This is a genomic window from Paenarthrobacter sp. NPDC092416 (assembly GCF_044755025.1).
GTDB lineage: Bacteria > Actinomycetota > Actinomycetes > Actinomycetales > Micrococcaceae > Arthrobacter.
The window spans coordinates 70,389-91,453 of sequence record NZ_JBIVQG010000012.1; the positions used below are offsets into that span (position 1 = coordinate 70,389).

Genomic DNA, 21,065 nt, shown 5'->3' on the forward strand with positions numbered 1-21,065 from the left:
GCCTGTAGCCTCATTGCATGAACAGTATGGGGGTGCTGGCCAATGACTGGGACCGTGCGTAGTCGGCGACGATGGTGGCTGATCATCGCACTTCTGATAGCCGCGGCAGTAGCTGCCTATCCCATTGCGCTGGTGGTCAAACATATGATCGGCAGTGCTGTGGGGCCGACAACTGTGGCCCACAACGCCGATGGAACCGAGCGGACAATATTTTGGCGTGACTACCCGGGTGTCGCTGGGATTGACCCGCAGGAAACGCTTGATGGACCCTCGCCCGAACAGGCGTTGGAGACCGGCCGGAAAATGATCGCTGAGATCAGATCTGCCCTCTCTGCAGAGCTTCAGCTTGAGTGGGCGACCGACTATGACCCTTCCGGCACCGGCGGCCCGCTTGTCAGGCACGTTTCCAACGGTTTCGGAGGTACGTCGCTGTTATCGGTTGTGAACGGCACCGAGTCGCAGAGCACGTCAGTGCCGGAGACATGGGCTGGAAAGCAGCGGGCCGTCGACATCATCGGCGACGTCGCGGACAAGTATGGATTCGGAGAGCCTGCCTTCGACGACCTCGCCGCCTGGTCCGATGAGGATCGCGTCCGGGATCTCGGCGGACGAACCCCGGATCAACAGGTGATCGTTTCCGGCATGGTCCCCGGGCCCGCTGGCCAGTGGCTCTCCTTCAGGTTCCAGGATCTTTCGAAGGACACAGACGGCAGACTTGAAGAGCGGCTCCGCCCACCGGCAGGAAGCGGATGGCAGCTGAACACGGTGGCCCTCAGCTACGGGGCAAACGGACTTCTGGCGGAAGAAGACCGCGCTGCGTTCGAATCCCGGCTTCGGCCGTTTCTCGGGCTCACGCCGCCGGCGCCGCTGGAGAGTTGATACTTACTGGACGGCTGAACGGCTGAACGGCGGGACGGCCCGACGGGACGTGAGAGACGGTCCACCCAAACCCGACGGGACGTGAGAGACGGTCCACCCAAACCCGACCGGACGTGAGAGACGGTCCACCCAAACCCGACCGGACGTGAGAGACGGTCCACCCAAACCCGACGGGACGTGAGAGACGGATCCTAGTCGGCGGCATCGGCGGCGAGGCGGATGCCGTTCTCCGCCAGCCACACCGGGTTGAAGGCCTTGCTCAGGTAGTTCGTGCCGGCGTCGGGCGCTATGGCCACCACTACCGAACCGTGAGGCGCGGCGCGGGCCACCCGCAACGCGGCGGCGACGGCGAGCCCGGACGACGGACCCAACGCCAGCCCTTCTTCATCGAGCAGCCGGTGGACGGTGGAGTAGACCTCATCATTGGGGATGCGCACGAAACGGTCCACGATGGAGCGGTCAAATGCCTTGGGCCACTCGGGCTCGGGCCAGGAATTGCCGACGCCGTCCACCAGGATCTCCCCAGGGTGTCCGCCGCTGTACACGGAACCGTAAGGGTCAGCCCCAACCACTTCCAGATGCCCGCCCGGCCGTGACGCTGCAACCTGTTCCCTCAGGTACCGGCCGTTGCCGCTGATGGTCCCGCCGGTGCCGATGCCGGCCACGAAATGGGTCACCAAACCCTGGGTCTGCTTCCAAATCTCGGGTCCCGTGGTTTGGTAATGTGCTGCAGGATTGGCCGGGTTGTCGAACTGCATGGGCCTCCACGCGCCGGGGGTTTCGGCGGTGATCCGCGCCGCCACGGCACGGGCGTTCTCCGGCGATTCGGAGGGCGCGCTCCAGTCCGTGAGGATCACGCGGGCGCCGTAATTATGCAGCGCGGCGAGCTTCTCGTGCGAGATGGTGTCACCGGTGACCACCACCACCGGATGCCCGGTCAGGCGCCCAATCAGCGCCAGGCCGATCCCCGTATTGCCCGACGTGCTCTCCACAATCGTCGCTCCCGGCCGCAGCTCCCCCGACCTTTCCGCCGCGCGAACCATGCTCAGCGCAGTACGGTCCTTGATGGATCCGCCGGGGTTTTCCGACTCGAGTTTGATGTGGATGCTGCTGCCCAGGCCGCGGCCCATGGCCTCCAGCTTCACCAGTGGCGTGTTGCCCACTCTGTCCAGGACAGAGACATCGAGCCCGTCCGGCACCGCCGCCGCGTGGACGCCGTGCTTTCGGGTTGCTGTTTTCACCATGTCCCGCCTCCTTCGGCTTGTGCCACTTCACGGGCGGCGGCCCCTCGGTTCGCGGCAAAACGGTCGGCCGGAGCAGCCACAACCAAAGAGTCCACAACCAACGCCTCCCGCAGCTCACGCCGCGCCCGCTCTACCAAGTCAGGTGCCGATGGCCGGTCCGTCAGCACATCAGCAAGTCGACCCACGACGGCGCCGGTCCCCTTTCCGAGCGGCCGCGCGGCTCCCGCTTCAAGCAGCAGGTAAGACGCCGTCAGCGCTTCGATCGTCAAAAGCTTTTCGGCCGCGTCCAAGGACTTCTCCAGTTGCTGCAAGGCAAGCGGCGCAAGGGTGGAATGGTCCTCGACGTCGGCCGAGAGGGTTGGGGCGCCAAGGGTCGCCGGTGCCGCCAGGAACTTCAGTTCGGCCAGCAATCCGGCGGCGGAGTACCACAACAGCCCGGGCAGTTCCTCCTGGGCAAGGCCTGACTCCGACGTCGCAGCCTGCAAGTGCTTCGCCCGGATGGCCCGCTGGGGCGGATACAGCTTGGCGATGCGTCGTTCGCTGGAAATCCCCACATGCGCGAGGGCCAACCGCAGGCCTTCAAAGGACAACGCGAGCTGCATGGGTTGGAAGTTCCCACCGGACACCATCAGCCCGGACTCGACATCCGCCAACGGGTTATCCCCGCGTCCGTTCAATTCCACGTTCAACGCGGCGCCGAGTTGTGAAACCAAGGCGCGAAAAGCTCCGTGGGTCTGCGGCGCCGCACGGAAGGAGAGGGCATCCTGAACCGAAACTTCGGGACGGATGTCTTCCAGCCACCCGCCGCTGAGGAGACGGCGCACTGCAGCGGCCGATTCGCGTTGCCCGTCCACGGCCTTGGCCGCCTGGATTGCCGGCGAAAACGGGCTGAGGTTCCCACCGTCGTCGTACCTTGCGATCGTCTCCAGCGATAGTGAAAGCGCGACGTCGGCCAGTTCCGCAAGCTGCTGCAGCCGCACCAGAGCGAGGGTGCCGGCGCCCACCGAATACGCGTTGGCACTGACCAGCGCGAGTGCCTCCCCGGGCGCCAGGCGCAATGGCTGTAGTCCGGCGTCGGCGAGCGCCTTGGCCCCTGGCACCAGCGTGCCATCAGCATCGAACGCCTCCCCCTCCCCGAGTGCGACGGCGGCGACGGCGGCCAGCTGGGTCAAGTCCGAGGAGCCCACCGAGCCTTCGCGCGGGATGGCGGGGAACACTCCGCGGTTGAGCAGCTCGGCATAGAAGCTGGCGGTTTCGGGTCGTACGCCGGAGCCGCCACGACTGAAGCCGATGAGCCTGGCCAAAATCACGGCTCGTGCAGCGGAACGGTCCAGATACGGGCCGACGCCGCTGTTGTGATACCTGACCACCTGGATTTGGTACGCCAGGATCGACTTCTCCTCCACAGCGGTGTCCCGCCCGGAGCCGAGCAAGGTATTGAGCCCGTAAACCCGCTGACCCGAGGAAGCAGCCCGTTCCACCACCTCCCGCGAATGACCGATCAAAGACAACGCATCTTGGTTGAGTTTCACGTGAAACGTCGGATCCAACGCGGCTGCGGCAATGGCTGGGGCGTGCACCGCCAAGGTACCGATCACCAGGGTCTTGGGCGTGGAGGACATGTCAGAAGTCCAAGAGGTTCTGCCGGAAGCCGCCACTGCCGTAGCTCTTCCTCAACAGGCCGCGGCGCCTGAGCTCGGGCGTGAGCTTGTCCAGCACGCCGTGGACGGTCACGGGGTCCACGAAGCCGGAGAACAGGAAACCGTCGCCACCGACAGCCGAGCCGGTCTCCTCGAGGTAGTCCGCAATTTCGCCCACCGTGCCGATGATCGAGTCCCCGGCACCGCCACTGCGGGCCTGCAGGATCTGGCGCAGGGTGGAACCGGGAGGCGCCGCCTTGGCAAAGTGGTCCAACGTGCCCTGGTTGCTGTTGGTGCTCAGCTCGGGCAGCGGGGCGTCGAGGTCGAACTGCTTGAAGTCGATGACCGAGAGATAAGAGATCGAGTTAAGCTGGCTGTCGATGTCCCGCTGGGTGAGCTGCCGGCGCTGGGCCCGCAATTCCTCCGCTTCAGCGGTAGAACCAACCACCGTGGGCTTCAGAACGAAAAGCACCTTGACGTCGTCCGGATTCCTGCCCGCCTTGGCCGCCTCAGCACGGATCGAATCCCTGTAGGACTTCATGCCGTCAACGCCACGGGCCAAGGCAATCGCCACATCCGCATGCCCGCCCGCGAACGCCTTGCCCCGAGGCGACGCGCCGGCCTGCACAAGCACCGGCTCCTCCGGCAGGGGCGCCGTGTTCAGCGGGCCTCGGACCTTGAAGAAATCGCCTTGGTGGTTGATCGGGTGAACCTTGGTGTGGTCGGCGTACACCCCGGCGTCCACGTCCTCAAGGACCGCACCAGGTTCCCAGCTCCGCCAAAGCTGCCTGACGACGTCGACGAATTCCTCCGCTTTCCCGTACCTCAAGTCGTGCTCGATCTGCTGGTCCAGCCCGTAGTTCTGGGCCGCGAGGTCGCTGCCCGAGGTGACCACGTTCCACCCCAACTGCCCCTCAGAGAAGTGCTGCAGCGTGGCGAGGAGCCTGGCAGCGGTGAAGGGCGGATAGAAGGAAGCGCTGACCGTGGGCACGATCCCGAGGTGCTCGGTCGCGGAAAGAAGGTACGGGACCAACGCGAGAGGATCGTGCTTGGGCGCAAAGGAAGCGTGGGCCAGCGAGACCTCGGCGGTGCCGCCGTAGGTATCGGGAACCGTGAGGGAATCCTCGATGATGAACAGGTCCAGGCCGGATTGCTCAAACGCCCGGACGGCCTCCTGATACAGGGCGGGTTTCTTCCAGTCGTAGCCCAGGCTGTAGCCGGGAGTCCCCCAACCCTGGACTCCGAATCCGTGGCCCACAAACCAACCAAAATGCAGCATGGGCTTGAGTGTAGAACTGCTCCGTCCGTTCACCGCGACCTGATTTCATGCGAAGTTACAGGGGGTCGTACTGCGTCAATTATGCTCCCGTAGCGTCACATTTGGAGGCGCCTCGGACCGCCCCGGATTTCCACATACGGCGATCGGCATGTTCCACAAACAGCCGGGGTCGGGAATGATCGCTCTATGAGTGCACCAACCACACGCCCTTCCGCCAAGGAGTGGCTGTCCAGCGTCTGGGCGCTCAAAGGCTATAAGCGCGAATGGTTGCGGCACGACATCGTGGCGGGCGCGGCATTGTTCGCACTGCTCGTGCCCGCGGGCATGGCCTACGCGCAGGCAGCCGGGCTCCCTCCCGTCACCGGTCTCTACGCAACCGTGGTCCCGTTGCTGGTTTACGCCGTCGTCGGGCCCTCCCGAATCCTGGTCCTGGGACCCGACTCCGCGCTGGCCCCAATGATCGCCGCGGCGATCGTGCCGCTGGCTGCCGGGAGCAACGAAAAGTCCGTGGCGCTGGCCGGGCTGCTTGCCGTGCTGATCGGGGTGATCATGATGGCGGGTTCAGCGCTGCGGCTCGGCACCATCACAGGTCTCCTATCCAAACCCATCAGGCTCGGCTACTTGAACGGAATCGCGCTGCTCGTGGCGCTTTCCCAATTACCTGCCTTTCTGGGGATCGAGGCCGACGGCGACATCCGGGAAAAGCTCGCGACGGTCACCGCAGGGGTGCTGAACGGCGCTATCAACCTCACGGCCTTGCTGCTCGGCGTGGGGTCGCTGGCACTCATCTGGATCCCCCGGCTCCTGAAATGGAAGGTTCCCGGCGTCCTGCTGGCGGTGGTTGGCTCGTGCATCGCGACGGCGGTTTGGGGCCTGAACGACGGCGTCAAAGTCACCGGCGTTTTGCCGCAAGGCCTGCCGATGCCGGCCCTGGGCGGAATTGGCTGGGCCGACGCACTCACCTTGCTCCCAGCCGCCGCAGGCATCGCCCTGATGGCTTTCGCGGACACCGGCGTCCTGTCGCAAACCCTGGCAGCCAAGGAAGGAAACCGGGTCTCCGGGAACAGGGAAATGGCAGCTCTGGGGGCAGCCAACGCTGCCACCGGGCTGCTGGGCGGATTCCCCATTTCAGGGAGCGCCTCCCGGACTCCCGTGGCCGTGGACGCAGGCGCCAAATCCCAAATGACGGGTGTGGTGGGCGCAACCCTCGTTCTGGCGTTCATGCTCCTGGCCCCCGGTGTTACCGAGTACCTGCCCTCCGCCACGTTGGCCGCCGTGGTCATTGCCGCGGCCATTGCGTTGGCGGATCCAGGCGGCGTCTGGCGGCTGCTGCGTATGAGCCGCAGCGAATCCGTAGTGATGGTGGCAGCGTTCCTCGGCGTTCTGCTGGTGGGCGTCCTCCAAGGGATTGTGGTGGCCATGGCTTTGGCCCTCCTGGATTTTGTGCGCAGGGCGTGGGATCCGTACCGCGCCGAACTCGGCTCCGAAGAGGGCCTGCCCGGCTATCACGACCTCGCCAGGCACCCGGACGGCGAACGGGTCCCCGGGCTGCTCATCCTGCGCTTCGATGCCCCGCTGTTCTTCGGCAACGGACAGGTCTTAGCGTCGTTTGTCCGGGAAGAAGTGGACGAGGCTCCAGACGACATCACCCACGTCATCCTCGCTGCCGAGCCGATCACCGGGATCGACACCACCGCGCTCGAGGATCTGGTCACCCTGGACGAGTGGCTCGCCAGGAAAGGGGTGGATTTGGTGTTCGCAGAGCTCAAAGGGCCCGTCAAAGACAAACTGATCCAGCTAGGCGCCGCGGCCCGTTTCACGCCGGACCACTTCTTCCCCACCACCGGCGCTGCAGTCCGCGCACTGAGGCGCGGCTGACTCAAGCGCGCGCCGGTTACGCAACATGACGACGACGGCGGTGCAGCCCGCCGTCGTGGATGTTACGTTTTTCTTGAGTAATGAGCACCAGCGTTAAGCCCTGACTTGCTGGTCGGCAACCCTCTCTCCGGCGGGGTGCCTCAGGTGACTACTCGGCGTATCGACACTTCGAATCTGCAAGCGTGACTGAGGAGCACCCAGCAATGTCTGAACCCACTGAAGAAAAACTCTCCTACCGCCTGATTACAGGTCCCGATACCCGTGATTTCTGCGAGCGCATCCACAATGCCCTCGCGGAGGGCTACGTGCTGCATGGCAGCCCGGCCGCCACTTTCAACGGCACCGACGTGATCGTGGCGCAGGCAATCGTGCTGCCCACCGCGATCGCCAGTGCCGATGCCGCCGTCGCCTCAGCTGTTGACAAGCTCGAGAACTACAACGACGAAGAAGCATTCGAGGGACACGCATGAGCTACGCAGGTGACCTGAGCCCGCAGGATGCGTGGGCAAAGCTTGAACAAGGTGCCATTTTGGTGGACGTGCGGACCGAGGGCGAATGGGCCCACATCGGCATTCCGGACACCAAGGCCACTGAGAACGATCCCCTGTTCATCCAGTGGAACCTTGCCGGTGGCATCCCCAACTCGCGCTTCCTCGAGGACCTGCAGCAGCAGGCACCCGAGGGCGACGGCGTGGAACTCGTCTTCATCTGCCGCTCAGGACAGCGTTCCATCTCCGCTGCCATCGCCGCGACGCAGGCCGGTTTCACTGCCTACAACGTGCTTGAGGGCTTCGAAGGCGAGCCGGACCGTTACGGCGAACGAACAGTGAATGGCTGGAAGAACCGTGGCCTGCCGACGAACCTGGGGACCGACTAAAGTGACTTTCAATCCCGATGCCGCCAGCTGGAGCCCCGATACTCAGGCAGTCCGCGGCGGCCTTGACCGAACCAACTTCCAGGAAACTTCTGAGCCTGTCTTCCTGAACTCGGGCTTCGTCTACGAATCCGCCGCTGCCGCGGAACGCGCCTTCACCGGCGAGGACGAACGCTTCGTGTACTCCCGCTACGGCAACCCATCGGTGGCGACGTTCCAGGAGCGGCTGCGGCTGCTCGAAGGAACCGAGGCGTGCTTTGCGACGGCGTCAGGCATGTCCGCGGTCTTCACCGCCTTGGGTGCTTTGCTGGCTGCCGGCGACCGTGTGGTTGCTGCCCGTTCCCTGTTCGGCTCGTGCTTCGTGATCCTCAACGAGATCCTGCCGCGCTGGGGCGTGGAAACAGTATTCGTCGATGGTCCCGACCTTGAGCAGTGGCGTTCCGCGCTCTCGGAGCCGACTACCGCTGTGTTCTTCGAGTCACCATCGAACCCCATGCAGGAAATCGTGGATATCGCCGCGGTCAGCGAGCTGGCGCACGCGGCCGGTGCCACCGTCGTCGTCGACAATGTCTTTGCCACTCCCCTGCTGCAGCGCTGCGGCGAGTTGGGCGCGGACGTGATTGTCTACTCCGGCACCAAGCACATCGACGGCCAAGGACGCGTCCTCGGCGGCGCCATCCTGGGCACCAAGGAATTCATCGACGGCCCGGTCAAGCAGCTCATGCGTCACACCGGCCCGTCGCTGTCCGCGTTCAACGCCTGGGTACTGACCAAGGGGCTTGAGACGATCGGGCTGCGCGTGAACCACAGCTCGGCGTCGGCCTTGAAGATCGCGGAATGGCTTGAGCAGCAGCCCGCCATCAGCTGGGTGAAGTACCCGCTGTTGAAGTCGCACCCGCAGTACGAGCTCGCCGCGAAGCAGATGAAGGCCGGCGGCACCGTGTTGACGTTCGAGCTGCTCCCCTCCGCGGGACGTTCTGCCAAGGAATCGGCGTTCGCGCTGCTCGATGGGCTCAGCGTCATCGACATCTCCAACAACCTTGGCGACTCCAAGTCCCTCATCACCCACCCGGCCACCACCACTCACCGGGCCATGGGTCCGGAGGGCCGTGCGGCGATTGGGTTGAGCGACGGCGTGGTCCGATTGTCCGTTGGCCTGGAAGACGTGGACGACCTCATCCTGGATCTGGAGAAGGCCCTCAAGCAGGTCTAGTTTTTGGTTGTTCGGGAGGGGCGTGGAGTCATTGACTCTGCGCCCCTCCCGGCGTATTTTCGGCAACATATCGAGCCCTCGTCTCGTACTTCCAGTCGAAGCGGTATGCCATGAACGGAAAACGTCCTTACCGTCGCGCCGGCGCGGTCATCGTAGCCGGGTCCATCGTGTGGCTCACGGGGATCTCCCCGGTGTCGCGCGTGTACATCACCGCCGATCCTGCCGAGCGGCTCCGCATGCTCGTGGACGGCGAGCGCGGCTGGATCGTCGGCCATCATCTCGCCGCGGCCGGTACCGCCGCTGTTCCCATGGGCTTCGCCGCTTTCGCACGAGCCCAGCATCCCGGAATATCCAAGACCTGGGCCGGAGCCGCGGCCGCAGCTTTGCTCGGCGGCGCCCCGCTCTTCGTCTACAGCCTGTCGCGCCGGGCGTCGGACCTTGAACGCTTCGCCTACTTCCGAGGCTCGTCCTTTCCGTTCATGGCTTATTCGGCACTCCACGTTGCGGCCTTGGCTGCCCTCGGAGGGAGTCTGCTGACCTCTCCCGCCAAGCGGTGGGTCGGCATCACGGCTGCTGGTGCGGCGACCCTCTATGGCACCATCCTGATGGTCAAGAAGGACATTCCGCCGTTCGCGTTCTATCTCGTCGAAGCGACTGTGGGCGCCTACTTGATGGGGTGGGAGCCTCCGGCCGACGTTGTACGGGACGCCGACGTTGTACGGGACGCCGACGTTGTACGGGACGCCGACGTTGTACGGGACGAGGAAGGAACGCTCGGGGAGCAGTAGGCCTGGCTCTCGTCCGCCGCGTTGCGATCCGCTGTGCCCTGGCTGGCTCGGGCCTTTACGGCCTGCGGACCCTGGTCAGCATCGGCGCGGGGTCTTTGTGTGCGTCCGCGGAGGCGCCGCGCATGGTCACTTTTGCTGCGTGCCCAACAACGGCCGCCAAGGCTTCACGGCTCGGTGGCCGCCCGGGTTGGCCCCCGCCGCCCCGTTGCCGACTGGCAAAACGTGACGCGGCCTCACGTTGCTCGTGTGCTCCGTTGCCGCGCTCGAGGATGTCCGAGACACCCGCTTTCACCAGATCGAGTTCACCCTGGTCGTCCAGCACCGGGCTGAGGTAATCCACCAAGGCCCAGACGACGTCGGCCGCGGGTTGAGGGCGGAAGTCGCCGAAGTCCAAGAGGTCACCGCGCAACCCTGAATTGCTCGCCTGCCAACTCGCCATCCTTAGCAGCGCCGTCGGCACTGTGGAGGGTTCCACGCCGTCGAGCATTTCCAAGGAAGCCGTCTCCACCAAGGCGCGCACCAGCACCGCAATGAGCGCGGCGTCCTCGGCACGGAGGCAGACATCGGCAACCCGGACCTCCACCGTGGGGTGATTGCGTGAGATCCGGGCGTCGAAGTAGATCATGCCTTCATCCAGGAGCACGCCCGTCTCCAGGAGCCGCCTGACAATGCGGCGGTAGGCAGTTAACGAGCCAAACACGGCCGAAGGACCAGAGGTGGGCCAGCGGTTCCAAGCTTGCGTGCGGTAGCTGTCGAAACCCGTGGGGAGACCGCGCCAGAACGGGGAATTGGCGCTGATGGCCGTGAGCACCGCGAGTTTGTCCCGCATATGGTCGAGGACCACCACGCCTTCCTCCGGCGACTCCACTGAGGTGTGCACGTGGAACCCGCACGTCAGTTGCTCGTGGGCGGTCAGCCCGAAGCGTTCCAGCATCTCCGCATAGCGCGGGTCAGGGGTGGTGTGGCTCGTGGAGGCCATCGGGGAGGTCGCGATGGCGGCTACGCTGGCACCTTGCTTCCGGGCCGCCTCGTTGGCCATGGCCCGGCCGCGTCGGATCTGGTGGAGCAACTCCGCGTAGCTGTGGCAAGGGCGGGTCTGGGTTTCGATTTGCTCCAGCTTGAGCTCATGGCTGAGGCCCGTTTCCAACGCTGGGTCCCTTGACGGCTCTTCATTCCGGGCGAGGAGGGCATCCGCCATAGCCAAGGGCTCGCCCGTCACAGGATCGACGATGAGTAGCTCTTCCTCAACCCCGAAGGTCCGCATGGTTCCATTCTGCGTCACAGATGCAGGGGTGGACAGGGCTTGGCCCGAGGTGCGGGCCCGGAGCCCGAACGTGCTGCCTGGGGCCGCACCACGTGCCGCCATCCGCACCAGTCCCAACCGGCGCGGATGGCGCGAAAGGGTGCGCCGACCGAACGAACCGGCGCGGATGGCGCGAAAGGGTGCGCCGACCGCGCCAACCAACACGTGCGCCGAACGAAAGGGTCAGTCCTGGAAGTACTCCACCTTGGCCCCGATGGTGTTGAGTCGCTCGGCGAGGTCCTCGTAGCCGCGTTCGATCACGTAGATGTTGCGCAGCTCGGAGGTTCCGCGGGCGGCAAGCATCGCCAGGAGCAAGCACGCCGCCGGGCGGAGGGCGGGCGGGCAGCCTATTTCCGCGGCACGCCACTTGGTGGGTCCGTTGACGTAGATCCGGTGCGGATCCAGCAACTGCACCTGGGCGCCAAGTTTGTTCAGTTCCGTCAGGTAGATGGCGCGGTTCTCGTAGACCCAGTCGTGGATCATGGTCTGGCCCTCGGCGTTGCCCGCGATCACGGCAAAGAAGGGCAGGTTATCGATGTTCAGGCCCGGGAACGGCATGGGGTGAATCTTGTCCTGCGGCGCACGGAGCTCGGACGGCTTGGTGGTGACGTCCACCAGCCGGGTTCGGCCGTTCCGTGCCATGTATTCGCCGGACACTTCGAGCTTTTGGCCCATCTGCTCAAGAGTTGCGAGCTCGATTTCCATGAACTCGATCGGCACGCGCCGAATGGTGACCTCGGAATTCGTCACGATGCCCGCGGTGATGAGGCTCATGGCCTCGATGGGGTCCTCGGACGGGAAGTATTCGATGTCGACGTCGATCGCGGGCCGGCCAGTGATCTTCAGCGTCGTGGTTCCGACTCCCTTGATCTCCACGCCAAGTCCGTGCAGGTAGAAGCAGAGGTCCTGGACCATGTAGTTGGGGCTCGCGTTCCGGATCACCGTGGTGCCCTGGCGGTGCGCGGCAGCCATGATCGCATTTTCGGTGACGGTGTCTCCGCGTTCGGTCAAAACGAACGAGCGGTCATGGCCGTCAGCCGGAGGAGCCGCCACGGCGTAGAAACCGGACTTGGCCTCAACAGTGAGCCCAAACTGGCGCAATGCCTGCATGTGCGGCTCAACGGTTCGAGTGCCAAGGTCGCATCCGCCGGCATACGGCAGATGGTATTCGGCGGTCTCATCCAGGAGGGGGCCCAGCAGCATGATGACGCTGCGCGTACGGCGGGCAGCATCCACGTCCATGGATGCGAGATCCAGGACCTCAGGCCGACGGATGCGAAGGTCGCTGCCATTGAGCCACGTGCATTCGACGCCAATGGAGGTCAGGACCTCCACAATCCGGTTGACTTCTTCTATGCGTGCCAACCGGCGCAGCGTGGTGGTGCCACGGTTGATCAGGCTCGCACACAACAGGGCAACGCCGGCGTTCTTGCTGCTGTTGACGTCCACTTCGCCGGAGAGCGTTCGTCCGCCCTCCACGCGGAGATGGGTCATCTGGGGCCGGCCGACCTTGACGATGGAGCGCCCAAAAATCGCTTCAAGGCGTTCGATCATCCGGAGGCTGAGGTTCTGTTTACCTTGCTCCATCCGGGCTATAGCGCTTTGGCTGGTTCCCAGCTCGGTAGCCAACTGCCCCTGGGTCCAGCCCTTTTCGCCACGGGCATCGCGAAGGAGGAGGCCTACATGTTCGGCGGTAGGTTGCGTCATATCCAAGAAATATCACAAGTGATCTATATTCGATGCACAAAACGCCGATACAGCGGCAAAGGTCACATGGTACCCACCTCGTGCGATAGAGGCCGTTCGCGCTAAGAGGCCCGCCAGTACCCCAGCGCGTCGATTCGCAACTTGTCCACGCCCAGTACTTTACGCAGGTGCTTGACGATTGCCCGCGTGCTGGACGCCTCGCAAGCAACCCAAAAGAAGTCCTCCGCCGTGGAGACCACCTCCGGGTTCAAAGCCTCGCAGACTTCCTCCACATAGGCGGCACCGTCGCGTTTACGCGGAATCCAACTGACGACGTCGGACCCGTCAGTCCGCACCTCCAATGAGGGGTCGGTGTCGTGCTGGTATTCAAGCCAGGCCGTCACCGGCGTCTGGCGACCACTCGCCGCGTCCATGATGCGCAGCTCATCGAGGAGCGAGTTGATGGCAGGCAGTGATGCAGGATCACCCACGACCCAGACGCGGCGCGGGGCTGGATCCGGGAACGCAAAGGAGCTTCCCTGGACAGTGGCCTCAATGGTGTCGCCGGGCTGGGCAGTGCGGGCCCAGTTGGCTGCGACGCCGTCGTGCATGGCGAAATCAATGCTGAAAGTTCCAGCGGCTGCGTCCGGATCAACCAGGGTGTAACCGCGCTGGTGGCCCTTGCCGGCGTCGTCAAACCAGAGCCGGATCCACATGGTGGGGTGGAGTCCTGACGCTTGAAGCAGCCCGCCGTCGCGCACGTGGATGCGAAGGAAGTCCGGGGTTAGCTCTTCGCGCCCGGTGAGCTCCAGGCGGAAGTCCTTGGCGCCCATGACTTTGAGGACTACGCCTTCCCACCTGCGCCTCAAGCAACACTCCTTCACGAATAGCCTCAATTTTGAGAACCGGACCAAAGCCACCTATCTTGAACTTAAGTAAGCCTAACCTAATCTCGAAAGCGGCCAGAGATCATGACGCCTGCCCCTGCGCAAGATTCCGCCCCGGCAGGCGGTACCGGCACCTACCGCGATCAATGGGGAATCCCGCATTTGTGGGCGGAAACTCCTGATGACCTCGCTTACGTCCAAGGCCTGAACGTGGCCACGGACCGCTCATGGCAGATTGAGCTGGAACGCTGGAGATCGGAAGGCCGCACCGCTGAAATGCTGGGTGCCGACGTCATCACCTGGGACCGCTTTGCCCGGCAGGCCCGGCTGGACGACACCGCGCGCCGCTGCTTCGAAGGGCTCGACGCCGAAACCCGGCGCTGGTGCCAGCGGTACGTTGACGGCATCAACCACGCGCTGGCCGACGGATTGCGGGGCGGGCCGGAATTCGATGAGTCCGGCACGTCGCCCGAACCGTGGAACCCCTGGACTCCCATGGGCGTCTTTTTGGTGCACCACATCCTTTTCTCCACCTTCCCCAACAAGCTTTTCCGGGCCCACGTGGCGCGGACGCTCGGGCCCGAAGCCGTGGAGCTGTTCAACATCGAGGCTCCCGTCTGGTCCGGCAGCAACGCATGGGCGGCCCACGGCTCCACAACGAAGAGTGGCCTGCCCTTGATCGCCGGCGACCCACACCGCCTCATGGAACTCCCCGGTGTCTACCAGCAGGTCCGTCTCGCGTGCCCCGAGTTCGACGCCGTCGGGTTCGCATTCCCCGGCGTTCCCGGCCTGCCGCACTTCGCACACACGGGCCACACCGCATGGGCCATCACCAACGCCATGGCTGACTACCAGGACGTCTTCGAGGAAGAGCTGAGCCGGGTACCCGTCCGCGGAACCGAAGACGAACGCCTCATGGCGCGTGGCGCGCAAGGGTGGGAACCCGTCGTCGTCCATTCTGAAACCATCCTTGTCCGCGCCGGTTCGCCGGAAAGCGTCGAGATAGCGGAGACCGCGCGCGGTCCGATCATTTCGGAAGGGCCCGACGGCGGCGTGCTGAGTTTGCGGTTCCCGGCCCGGGTCGAGGGGCGGCTGGGTTTTGAGGCCCTCCTGCCGCTGCTGCGGAGCCGGAATGTGGCCGATATCGAGGCCGCTTTCGACTCGTGGGTGGAACCGGTCAACAGCGTCGTTGCTGGCGACTCCACAGGTTCGGTACGCCATTTCGTCGCCGGGCTGGTCCCGCAACGAAACCCCGCCAACCGCCGCCTGCCCGTGCCGGCATTCTCAGCCCGCAACGCGTGGGACGGCCATTACGTGGCCCTGCCCCGCGCTGAGGTCCAGTCTTTTGTGGTCAGCGCCAACGATCGCAGGGCCGGTGGTGGGGATGCTGTGGCCATGGAATTCGCGCCGGCGCACCGTGCCCGGCGGATCGGCGAACTGCTGCAGGCCTCCGGCGCCCCGCTGACCGTGGATCACATGCAGGCGATCCACTCGGACACCCTGCTGGGGCCCTGGCCGCTGTTCCGCGGACTACTCGCAGACCTCGACGCGGACGATCTCTCGTCCGAAGCCAAGGAACTGCGCTCCCGAATCCTCGGCTGGGACGGCCAGATGGACGCCGGCAGCCGTGGGGCCGCCGCTTTCGCGTCATGGCGCGGCACGCTGGTTCAACGCATCGCACGGCATCCGGCTCTGGCTCCGCTCACTGTGCCCACGGGATACTCCGCCTTGTTCGGGCCGTGGTTGTCCGTGGCCTCCCGCATCGGTTTCGCGTTGGAGACGCTGGTGGTCCGTGGCTCCGAGCTGGGCATAGGGGTTACCGTGGAGGCCGCCGGGGCGCTTGAGGACGCGGCGATGGAGGAATTCGTGCTGAACGGCGCCGTGTGGGGCGACCGGCACAGAGTCCTGCCCATTCACCTCCTGCCGGGTGACTTGGCCAAGGCAGCACCTAGCGCTGACCTTTCCGGCGACACTGGGTGCGTGCTGTGCACCGAAAGCCTCCCCGGCGTCGAGGACCGCAGCTTCCGTGGACCCGTGGCCCGTTATGTGTGGGACCTTTCCGATCGGCGGAAGAGCCGTTGGATTGTTCCGTTCGGCGCCGCAGGCAACCCGAAGCACCCCCATTTTGCCGACCAATTGCCGCTCTGGGCTGCTGGCGAACTGATCCCAGTTGTCGCGGGGTGGGACCAGCTCACTCCAGATGCCCTGTAGACCCTCCATCCATTCCGATCCCCAAAGGAAACCATGACGGCCATCACCCAGGACTTCTCTGTCCGCACCACCATCTACTCCGAGGAATTGGAGGGCTGGGGTTCCTTGCGGATTGTCCCGCTGTCCCCTGCCCACGACATCGACTTCATTTATGAATGGGTCACGCAGCCGCGCGCGCGTTTCTGGGGGATGACCGAGCACTCCCGCGAGTACGTCCAGGAGATCTACGAGTTCCTGGATTCCTTGGAGACGCACCACGCTTTCCTGGTGATTGTCGACGGCGAGCCACTGGCCCTGTTCCAGACGTATGAGCCGCTGCACGACCCGGTTGGCGAGGCCTACCCCGCCCGCGAAGAAGACATCGGAATGCATCTGCTGTTGGCGCCGGCCACCCGGCCGATTCCGCACTTCACGCCGCGGCTCGCTACCTCGCTGATCCGGTACATGTTCTCGCTGCCCGGCAAGGACAGGATCATTGTGGAGCCGGACGCCCGCAACGCGAAGGCATTGCGCCGCCTCCAAGCCACGTGCTTCGAACTTGGCCCAATCGTCCAGCTCGCGGAAAAGGAAGCCCAGCTCGGTTTCCTGACGCGGGCGGGCTTTGACCAGATCGAGGAACAGCGGGCGGACCAAGCGGGCAGCTAGGCTTCACATTTCCTGGCCGCTCCTCTGAGCAGCCGCTCAACCGCTTACGCCTCAGCCTCGGCCGCCGCGACACCCCAAGCCCTAGCGCCAGACGAAACTCCACGTCCCTGCACCCACGGCCGTCAGCACCGCAGCTGCGGCGATCAGCAGCCCGCCAAGCACAACCCAAACGTCCAGCAACGAATACGTGGATTCGCGGGCCCACGTGCGTTGCCCGCCACCGAATCCACGGGCTTCCATGGTGACAGCGAGCCGCGAGGCCCGCCGGACAGCCTGGACCAGAAGCCCGAAGCTTTGCCCGAGCGTGGCTTTCAACCGCTGCCACGGACTCCCCTGCGAACCCACACCCCGGGCGCGTCGCGCCATGCCGATGGTCTGCCACTCCTCAGCCATGAGCCCTACCAGGCGCATCGCCGCCAGGGAACCCAGGACAAACCGATGGGGCAGCCGCGCCTTCTGCGCCAATGCATCGGCCAGGTCAGTCGGGTCGGTGCAGGTCATGAGCAGGATCGCCGGCAATGCGATCGCGAGGCCGCGCAACATGAAACCCAGCCCCAGCTCGAGGGAACCTTCGCTGATGGACCAGAGTCCGACGTCGAGCAGTATCGCGCCGCTGTCCGCCGCGACAATCGCGGTGCTCCAGCCGCCGATCGCTGCCGCGAGAATCAGAGGCCAGGCGCGCTGCCACAGCAGTCTGATGGTCAGTCCAGCCAGCGGGAACAGCGCCAATTCCGCAACGAGCGCCGTGGACGCAGATACCCAGTCGATGGACAACGCCAGCACCAGCGATATCAGGAACACCGAAACAAATTTGGCCAAGGGGTTGGCGCGGGTGAGGAGGGCATGGTTGCCGCGAAGATTCAGGGCGTCCCTCATGCTGCACCGGCTTCCTGGCGGGCTGGATTTCCTTGCCCGCCAACTTCTGGTCCGCCCAAGGCTTCCTGTGCGCTGATGGGGTCCAGCCGCAGTTCCATGCCACCCAGGACTGAGCTGAATTCTTCATCATGCGTTACCGAGACCACTGCCGTCCCGGCGTCGAGCAATTCCGACAGGAACGAGGCGAGTTCTGCCCACGTATTGGCGTCTTGGCCGAACGTGGGCTCGTCGAGCACCAGGACTTTCGGATGGGCCGCCAGGACAGTGGCCACCGACAACCTGCGCTTCTCTCCTCCGGACAGTGTGTAAGGGTTCGCGTCCACCAGGTGCGTGAGCCGGAGCCGCTCCAGCAGTTCGTCCACGCGTTCCTCGCCATGCCCCAGATGCTTGGGTCCAAACATCAGTTCATCCAGGACCTTGCCCGTGACGAACTGGTGCTCAGGCTCTTGGAAAACGGTCCCGATGCGCGAAATCAGCTGGTCGGCCTTCCACTTGTACGGGTCAATTCCCGCTCCGTCGGAAAGCTCGACGGCGGCACTCACCTTGCCGTCCACCGGCGCCAAAAGACCGGCCAACGTGAGCGCAAAGGTGGACTTGCCGGCTCCGTTGGGCCCGGTGACGGTGAGTGCCTGACCAGCCCTGACCTGCGCGCTGATGCCTGACTGGACGGGCACAGGGGGGATGGTTTTGAAGCCCTTTCTCCGTGGCTTTTCGCGGGAAACGGCCAAATCCTGGGCCGCGAGGAGGAGCTGGGATGCATGGTGATTGTCGGTTCGGGAGCGGGTTGCCGGGACGTACCCGGGCACCCATACACCGGCTGCCATCAGCATGGTGCGGGCCTCAGCCAGGACCTGATCCGGCGGGCCGTCCAAGAGGACGCCCGGTGTGCCGGAGCCTATGCCGGGTCCTGCAGCCGACCCTGGCTGCAGGACCACAATCCGGTCCACCAGGTCCTTCCACACGGACACCCGGTGCTCGACAACCACCAAAGTAGCGCCGGTCTTGTCGAGGCAGCGGCGCACTGCGTCGCGGACCTCAAGGACCCCGACGGGATCCAGGTTGGCCGTCGGTTCGTCCAGGAGGATCAGTCCCGGTCGCATCGCCAGGATGCCCGCAAGGGCAAGCCGCTGTTTTTGCCCACCGGAGAGGGCTGCCGTCGGGTGGTCCAACGCCAAACCGCCGCCTGCCGTGGTGCGCAACCCAACGTCGTCGAGCGCTTCATGCACGCGCGCCCAGATCTCATCCCGGGGCACGGCGAGGTTCTCGGCGCCGAAGGCGACGTCGTCACCCACCCGTGAGAGGACAACCTGGGTCTCCGGGTCCTGCTGCATCAGACCGGCGCGGCCTCGCTGCTCGCGGGGAGCTACGCCGTCGATCAGGAGGGAACCGGTCTCGTCGGAGTCGTCTTCCTCGTCGCCCAGCACGCCGGCCAGGGCATGCAGAAGGGTGGACTTGCCGGCGCCCGAAGGACCCAGCAACAACACCCGCTCACCAGGCTCAATCCGGAGATCGAGGCCCTGGATAGCGTGCGTGGAACGGCCGGCATGCCGCCAACCCCAGCCTTCGGCGGAGATGGCGGCAGGCCGTACCCGGTTGCCGTTACGCGTGGCCGACATCAGTTGAAGACGGGCTCCGAAGCGGCCTTGCGCGATGCAAATGCGCTGAGCACACCCGTCTTGGACAGGCCACGCGTGGCAACCCAGGACAGCGCGCCTGCGATGATCGCGCCGGACAGGGTGCAGAAAGCGATGTAGGCGAGCTTGTCCACAGCTTCGTAGGCGATGTTCCAGCCCCACGGCATGAAGGAGTCGTTGAGGCCGCAGAACAGGCCCGCGCCTGCGCCTGCGAGGAGCGCGGTGGGCAGGTTGAACTTCTTGTACCGGAACGCTGCGAAGACGAGTTCCGCGCCCAGGCCTTGGAGAAGACCAGAGATGAGCACGGTGGTCCCGTACTGGGAACCCATGATCAGTTCACCGGTTGCGGCGACGGCCTCACAGAACAGGGCTGCACCCGGTTTGCGGATAATGAGCATGCCCAGGACGGCCGGGATCATCCAGCCACCGGCGATCAGGCCGGTCAGGGGAGGATACGTTGCGTTCATGGGAATGGATACGATTGCGGCGCCCTGGGACCATGCCCAGAAGATCACGCCGCCGGCGATGGCAATCAGCGCTGCCACCACGATGTCTACAACACGCCAGTTATAACTGGTCTTCTTCACGTTTGCCGTGGTCATTTCTGCCTCCTGAGGTACAGGAGGGGAAAGTGCTACCCGGATTCTCCAGCCGGCCTGCGCCGCCCGGATCCGGACACTCTGAGAAGCTCGACTCCCTTGCGCCGGTACTAACCGGATCAGGTTCGAGGGTCTGCGGCTGTCCGCACTCTCAGCGCCCTCGCGGTGTCCTGCATCGCTGCAGAGCCCGACGGCGGCGCTCCCCTGTCGTTATCAAATCTGCCCTTGTGGGCGTGGTTCAGTTTACACCTGCGACTGTTTTGGCGCTTCTGTCCAGTCACAAACCGGTTGGCTCCACGGTGCATCCGTTGGTGGCGCACGTTGCGAGGCCCGCTCTGCGCCCCATCCTCCCGCAATAGCGCGCACACCAGGCCCCACAACAAGACCTGCGAGAATGATCCAGCAGACTCGACGCGGCAAAGGGGCACTTTCATGACGGACCTTCCTCCAACGAACCTCCCCGGCTCGCCCGACTCCGCGCCACCGGCACGGTTGGCTGCAAGCGTCATCCTTCTCCGCGATGCGCCGGGCGGGCTTGAAGCCTTTGTCCAGCACAGGGTCACCACCATGGATTTCGCGGCAGGAATGGTGGTCTTCCCGGGTGGGCGCGTTGACCCGAGCGACAGCGAGGGGTGGGACTACCCCACAGATCTGCTGAACACCCACGCGGCTGATTGGCATCTCAGTTCCATCGCGGCTGATCCCGGAAAGGCCCGCGAGAACGCCGGGACCGTACTGACCGCGGCCCTCCGCGAGGTCCAGGAGGAAGCCGGGCTCAGCCTGACCGGCGACGAGCTTCGTCCATGGGCCAACTGGGTCACTCCGCCGGATATGCCCAAGCGCTTCGATACCTATTTCTTCGTGGCCAAGCCTGCACCCGGAGCCGAGCCCAAGCACCAGACCACCGAGGCGTGGCAGTCCCTGTGGATGCCGGTGCAGCAGATTCTCCATGCCGAGGCTGCCGGCACCTTGGACCTTATGCCGCCCACGTACTTCCTGCTCAACGAAGTCGCCGCGCTGGGAACAGTAGACGCGGTATGGTCGGCCGAGCATGTTGTTGTTCCGGTGTTGCCGCAACCCGGCTCCATGGCAGCGTTCCTGAAAGAGCGGGAAAACCGCCGCTAGTCGCCAACCGTCCCGGGTTGTGAGGCTAGGCTGGGGTGCATGAACCTCTTCTTCAAGTTGCTTGGTGCCGGTGTCAGTGTCGGAGCGGGACTCATCGGCAGCAAACTGGTCAACAAAGGCTGGGAAAAGGCGACGGGCAACAAGCCGCCCAAGGGCAATGACGACATGGAAACAAGCCTGCGTTCAGCGTTGTCCTTCGCACTGATCTCGGCAATCGTGAGCACGCTCATCCAGGTCCTTGCGAGCCGTGGCACCCAGCGCGCAATCGCGCGCTTCGCCAAGTCCCAGGACATCGTCTAAAGCA

Annotated in this window: 19 protein-coding genes and 2 riboswitches; of the genes, 10 read left to right on the forward strand and 9 right to left on the reverse strand. The window is 64.8% G+C overall.

Features of this window, described 5'->3' with window-relative positions; translation table 11 throughout:
* The first annotated feature begins 42 nt into the window (after positions 1 to 42).
* On the forward strand, positions 43 to 879 hold the full coding sequence (locus ACIQC5_RS19180) for a hypothetical protein (protein ID WP_400286004.1): 837 nt from the start codon (positions 43 to 45) through the stop codon (positions 877 to 879).
* Between the two features lie 191 nt (positions 880 to 1,070).
* Here the strand turns inward: ACIQC5_RS19180 and ACIQC5_RS19185 are convergent, their stop codons facing one another.
* Genes ACIQC5_RS19185 through ACIQC5_RS19195 form a run of 3 tightly spaced genes read right to left on the reverse strand, consistent with a single transcriptional unit; the run spans position 1,071 to position 5,075 of the window.
* On the reverse strand, positions 1,071 to 2,123 hold the full coding sequence (locus tag ACIQC5_RS19185) for a PLP-dependent cysteine synthase family protein (protein ID WP_400286007.1): 1,053 nt from the start codon (positions 2,121 to 2,123) through the stop codon (positions 1,071 to 1,073).
* Positions 2,117 to 3,745, reverse strand: a complete 1,629-nt coding sequence (locus ACIQC5_RS19190) for an aromatic amino acid ammonia-lyase (RefSeq protein ID WP_400286010.1) — start codon at positions 3,743 to 3,745, stop codon at positions 2,117 to 2,119. The genes ACIQC5_RS19185 and ACIQC5_RS19190 overlap by 7 nt, the downstream gene beginning before the upstream one ends.
* 1 nt (position 3,746) lies before the next feature.
* Positions 3,747 to 5,075, reverse strand: a complete 1,329-nt coding sequence (locus tag ACIQC5_RS19195; RefSeq protein WP_400286013.1) for an NtaA/DmoA family FMN-dependent monooxygenase — start codon at positions 5,073 to 5,075, stop codon at positions 3,747 to 3,749.
* 153 nt (positions 5,076 to 5,228) lie between these two features.
* Here ACIQC5_RS19195 and ACIQC5_RS19200 point away from each other — a divergent pair, with 153 nt between their 5' ends.
* The 5 genes from ACIQC5_RS19200 (at position 5,229) to ACIQC5_RS19220 (ending at position 9,795) form a co-directional block, all read left to right on the forward strand.
* Positions 5,229 to 6,920 (forward strand): SulP family inorganic anion transporter, encoded by a 1,692-nt coding sequence (locus tag ACIQC5_RS19200; RefSeq protein ID WP_400286016.1) that lies wholly within the window; start codon positions 5,229 to 5,231, stop codon positions 6,918 to 6,920.
* A 76-nt stretch (positions 6,921 to 6,996) separates the two neighbouring features.
* Positions 6,997 to 7,109, forward strand: a riboswitch (SAM riboswitch).
* 14 nt (positions 7,110 to 7,123) lie between these two features.
* Positions 7,124 to 7,390, forward strand: a complete 267-nt coding sequence (locus ACIQC5_RS19205) for a DUF1737 domain-containing protein (RefSeq protein WP_400286019.1) — start codon at positions 7,124 to 7,126, stop codon at positions 7,388 to 7,390.
* Positions 7,387 to 7,797, forward strand: a complete 411-nt coding sequence (locus ACIQC5_RS19210) for a rhodanese-like domain-containing protein (RefSeq protein ID WP_400286022.1) — start codon at positions 7,387 to 7,389, stop codon at positions 7,795 to 7,797. The genes ACIQC5_RS19205 and ACIQC5_RS19210 overlap by 4 nt, the downstream gene beginning before the upstream one ends.
* A 1-nt stretch (position 7,798) precedes the next feature.
* Positions 7,799 to 9,007, forward strand: coding sequence for an O-succinylhomoserine sulfhydrylase (locus ACIQC5_RS19215; protein WP_400286024.1), 1,209 nt, complete (start codon positions 7,799 to 7,801; stop codon positions 9,005 to 9,007).
* Positions 9,008 to 9,117: 110 nt separating this feature from the next.
* A complete protein-coding gene (locus tag ACIQC5_RS19220; RefSeq protein ID WP_400286027.1) occupies positions 9,118 to 9,795 on the forward strand; it encodes a hypothetical protein in 678 nt (225 codons plus the stop codon).
* A gap of 55 nt (positions 9,796 to 9,850) precedes the next feature.
* On the opposite strand, the gene ACIQC5_RS19225 is transcribed toward ACIQC5_RS19220, so the two are convergent.
* The 3 genes from ACIQC5_RS19225 to ACIQC5_RS19235 all read right to left on the reverse strand — a co-directional run bounded on the left by ACIQC5_RS19225 (position 9,851) and on the right by ACIQC5_RS19235 (position 13,653).
* Positions 9,851 to 11,059 carry a glutamate--cysteine ligase gene (locus tag ACIQC5_RS19225; protein ID WP_400286241.1) on the reverse strand — a complete coding sequence of 403 codons (1,209 nt, stop codon included), beginning with the start codon at positions 11,057 to 11,059 and terminating at the stop codon, positions 9,851 to 9,853.
* A 222-nt stretch (positions 11,060 to 11,281) separates the two neighbouring features.
* Positions 11,282 to 12,805: a UDP-N-acetylglucosamine 1-carboxyvinyltransferase gene (locus tag ACIQC5_RS19230; RefSeq protein WP_400286030.1), complete on the reverse strand. Its 1,524-nt coding sequence runs from the start codon at positions 12,803 to 12,805 to the stop codon at positions 11,282 to 11,284.
* A 101-nt stretch (positions 12,806 to 12,906) separates the two neighbouring features.
* Positions 12,907 to 13,653, reverse strand: a complete 747-nt coding sequence (locus ACIQC5_RS19235) for a siderophore-interacting protein (RefSeq protein WP_400286033.1) — start codon at positions 13,651 to 13,653, stop codon at positions 12,907 to 12,909.
* 102 nt (positions 13,654 to 13,755) lie between these two features.
* Here ACIQC5_RS19235 and ACIQC5_RS19240 point away from each other — a divergent pair, with 102 nt between their 5' ends.
* Positions 13,756 to 15,882, forward strand: a complete 2,127-nt coding sequence (locus tag ACIQC5_RS19240; RefSeq protein ID WP_400286035.1) for a penicillin acylase family protein — start codon at positions 13,756 to 13,758, stop codon at positions 15,880 to 15,882.
* A 33-nt stretch (positions 15,883 to 15,915) separates the two neighbouring features.
* Complete coding sequence (locus ACIQC5_RS19245; protein ID WP_400286037.1) at positions 15,916 to 16,527, forward strand: GNAT family N-acetyltransferase; 612 nt, start codon at positions 15,916 to 15,918, stop codon at positions 16,525 to 16,527.
* Positions 16,528 to 16,608: 81 nt separating this feature from the next.
* On the opposite strand, the gene ACIQC5_RS19250 is transcribed toward ACIQC5_RS19245, so the two are convergent.
* Genes ACIQC5_RS19250 through ACIQC5_RS19260 form a run of 3 tightly spaced genes read right to left on the reverse strand, consistent with a single transcriptional unit; the run spans position 16,609 to position 19,639 of the window.
* The gene (locus ACIQC5_RS19250; RefSeq protein ID WP_400286040.1) at positions 16,609 to 17,403 is read right to left on the reverse strand and encodes an energy-coupling factor transporter transmembrane component T family protein; all 795 of its coding nucleotides are present in this window, start codon (positions 17,401 to 17,403) and stop codon (positions 16,609 to 16,611) included.
* A complete protein-coding gene (locus tag ACIQC5_RS19255; RefSeq protein ID WP_400286042.1) occupies positions 17,400 to 19,019 on the reverse strand; it encodes an ABC transporter ATP-binding protein in 1,620 nt (539 codons plus the stop codon). Before ACIQC5_RS19255 ends, ACIQC5_RS19250 begins: the two co-directional genes overlap by 4 nt.
* Positions 19,019 to 19,639: an ECF transporter S component gene (locus ACIQC5_RS19260; RefSeq protein ID WP_400286044.1), complete on the reverse strand. Its 621-nt coding sequence runs from the start codon at positions 19,637 to 19,639 to the stop codon at positions 19,019 to 19,021. Before ACIQC5_RS19260 ends, ACIQC5_RS19255 begins: the two co-directional genes overlap by 1 nt.
* A gap of 75 nt (positions 19,640 to 19,714) precedes the next feature.
* Positions 19,715 to 19,852: riboswitch (TPP riboswitch) on the reverse strand.
* Between the two features lie 216 nt (positions 19,853 to 20,068).
* On the opposite strand from ACIQC5_RS19260, the gene ACIQC5_RS19265 reads away from it, so the two are divergent.
* Positions 20,069 to 20,761 (forward strand): NUDIX hydrolase, encoded by a 693-nt coding sequence (locus ACIQC5_RS19265; RefSeq protein ID WP_400286046.1) that lies wholly within the window; start codon positions 20,069 to 20,071, stop codon positions 20,759 to 20,761.
* A gap of 39 nt (positions 20,762 to 20,800) precedes the next feature.
* Positions 20,801 to 21,061, forward strand: coding sequence for a DUF4235 domain-containing protein (locus tag ACIQC5_RS19270; RefSeq protein WP_400286049.1), 261 nt, complete (start codon positions 20,801 to 20,803; stop codon positions 21,059 to 21,061).
* The last annotated feature ends 4 nt before the right edge of the window (positions 21,062 to 21,065 follow it).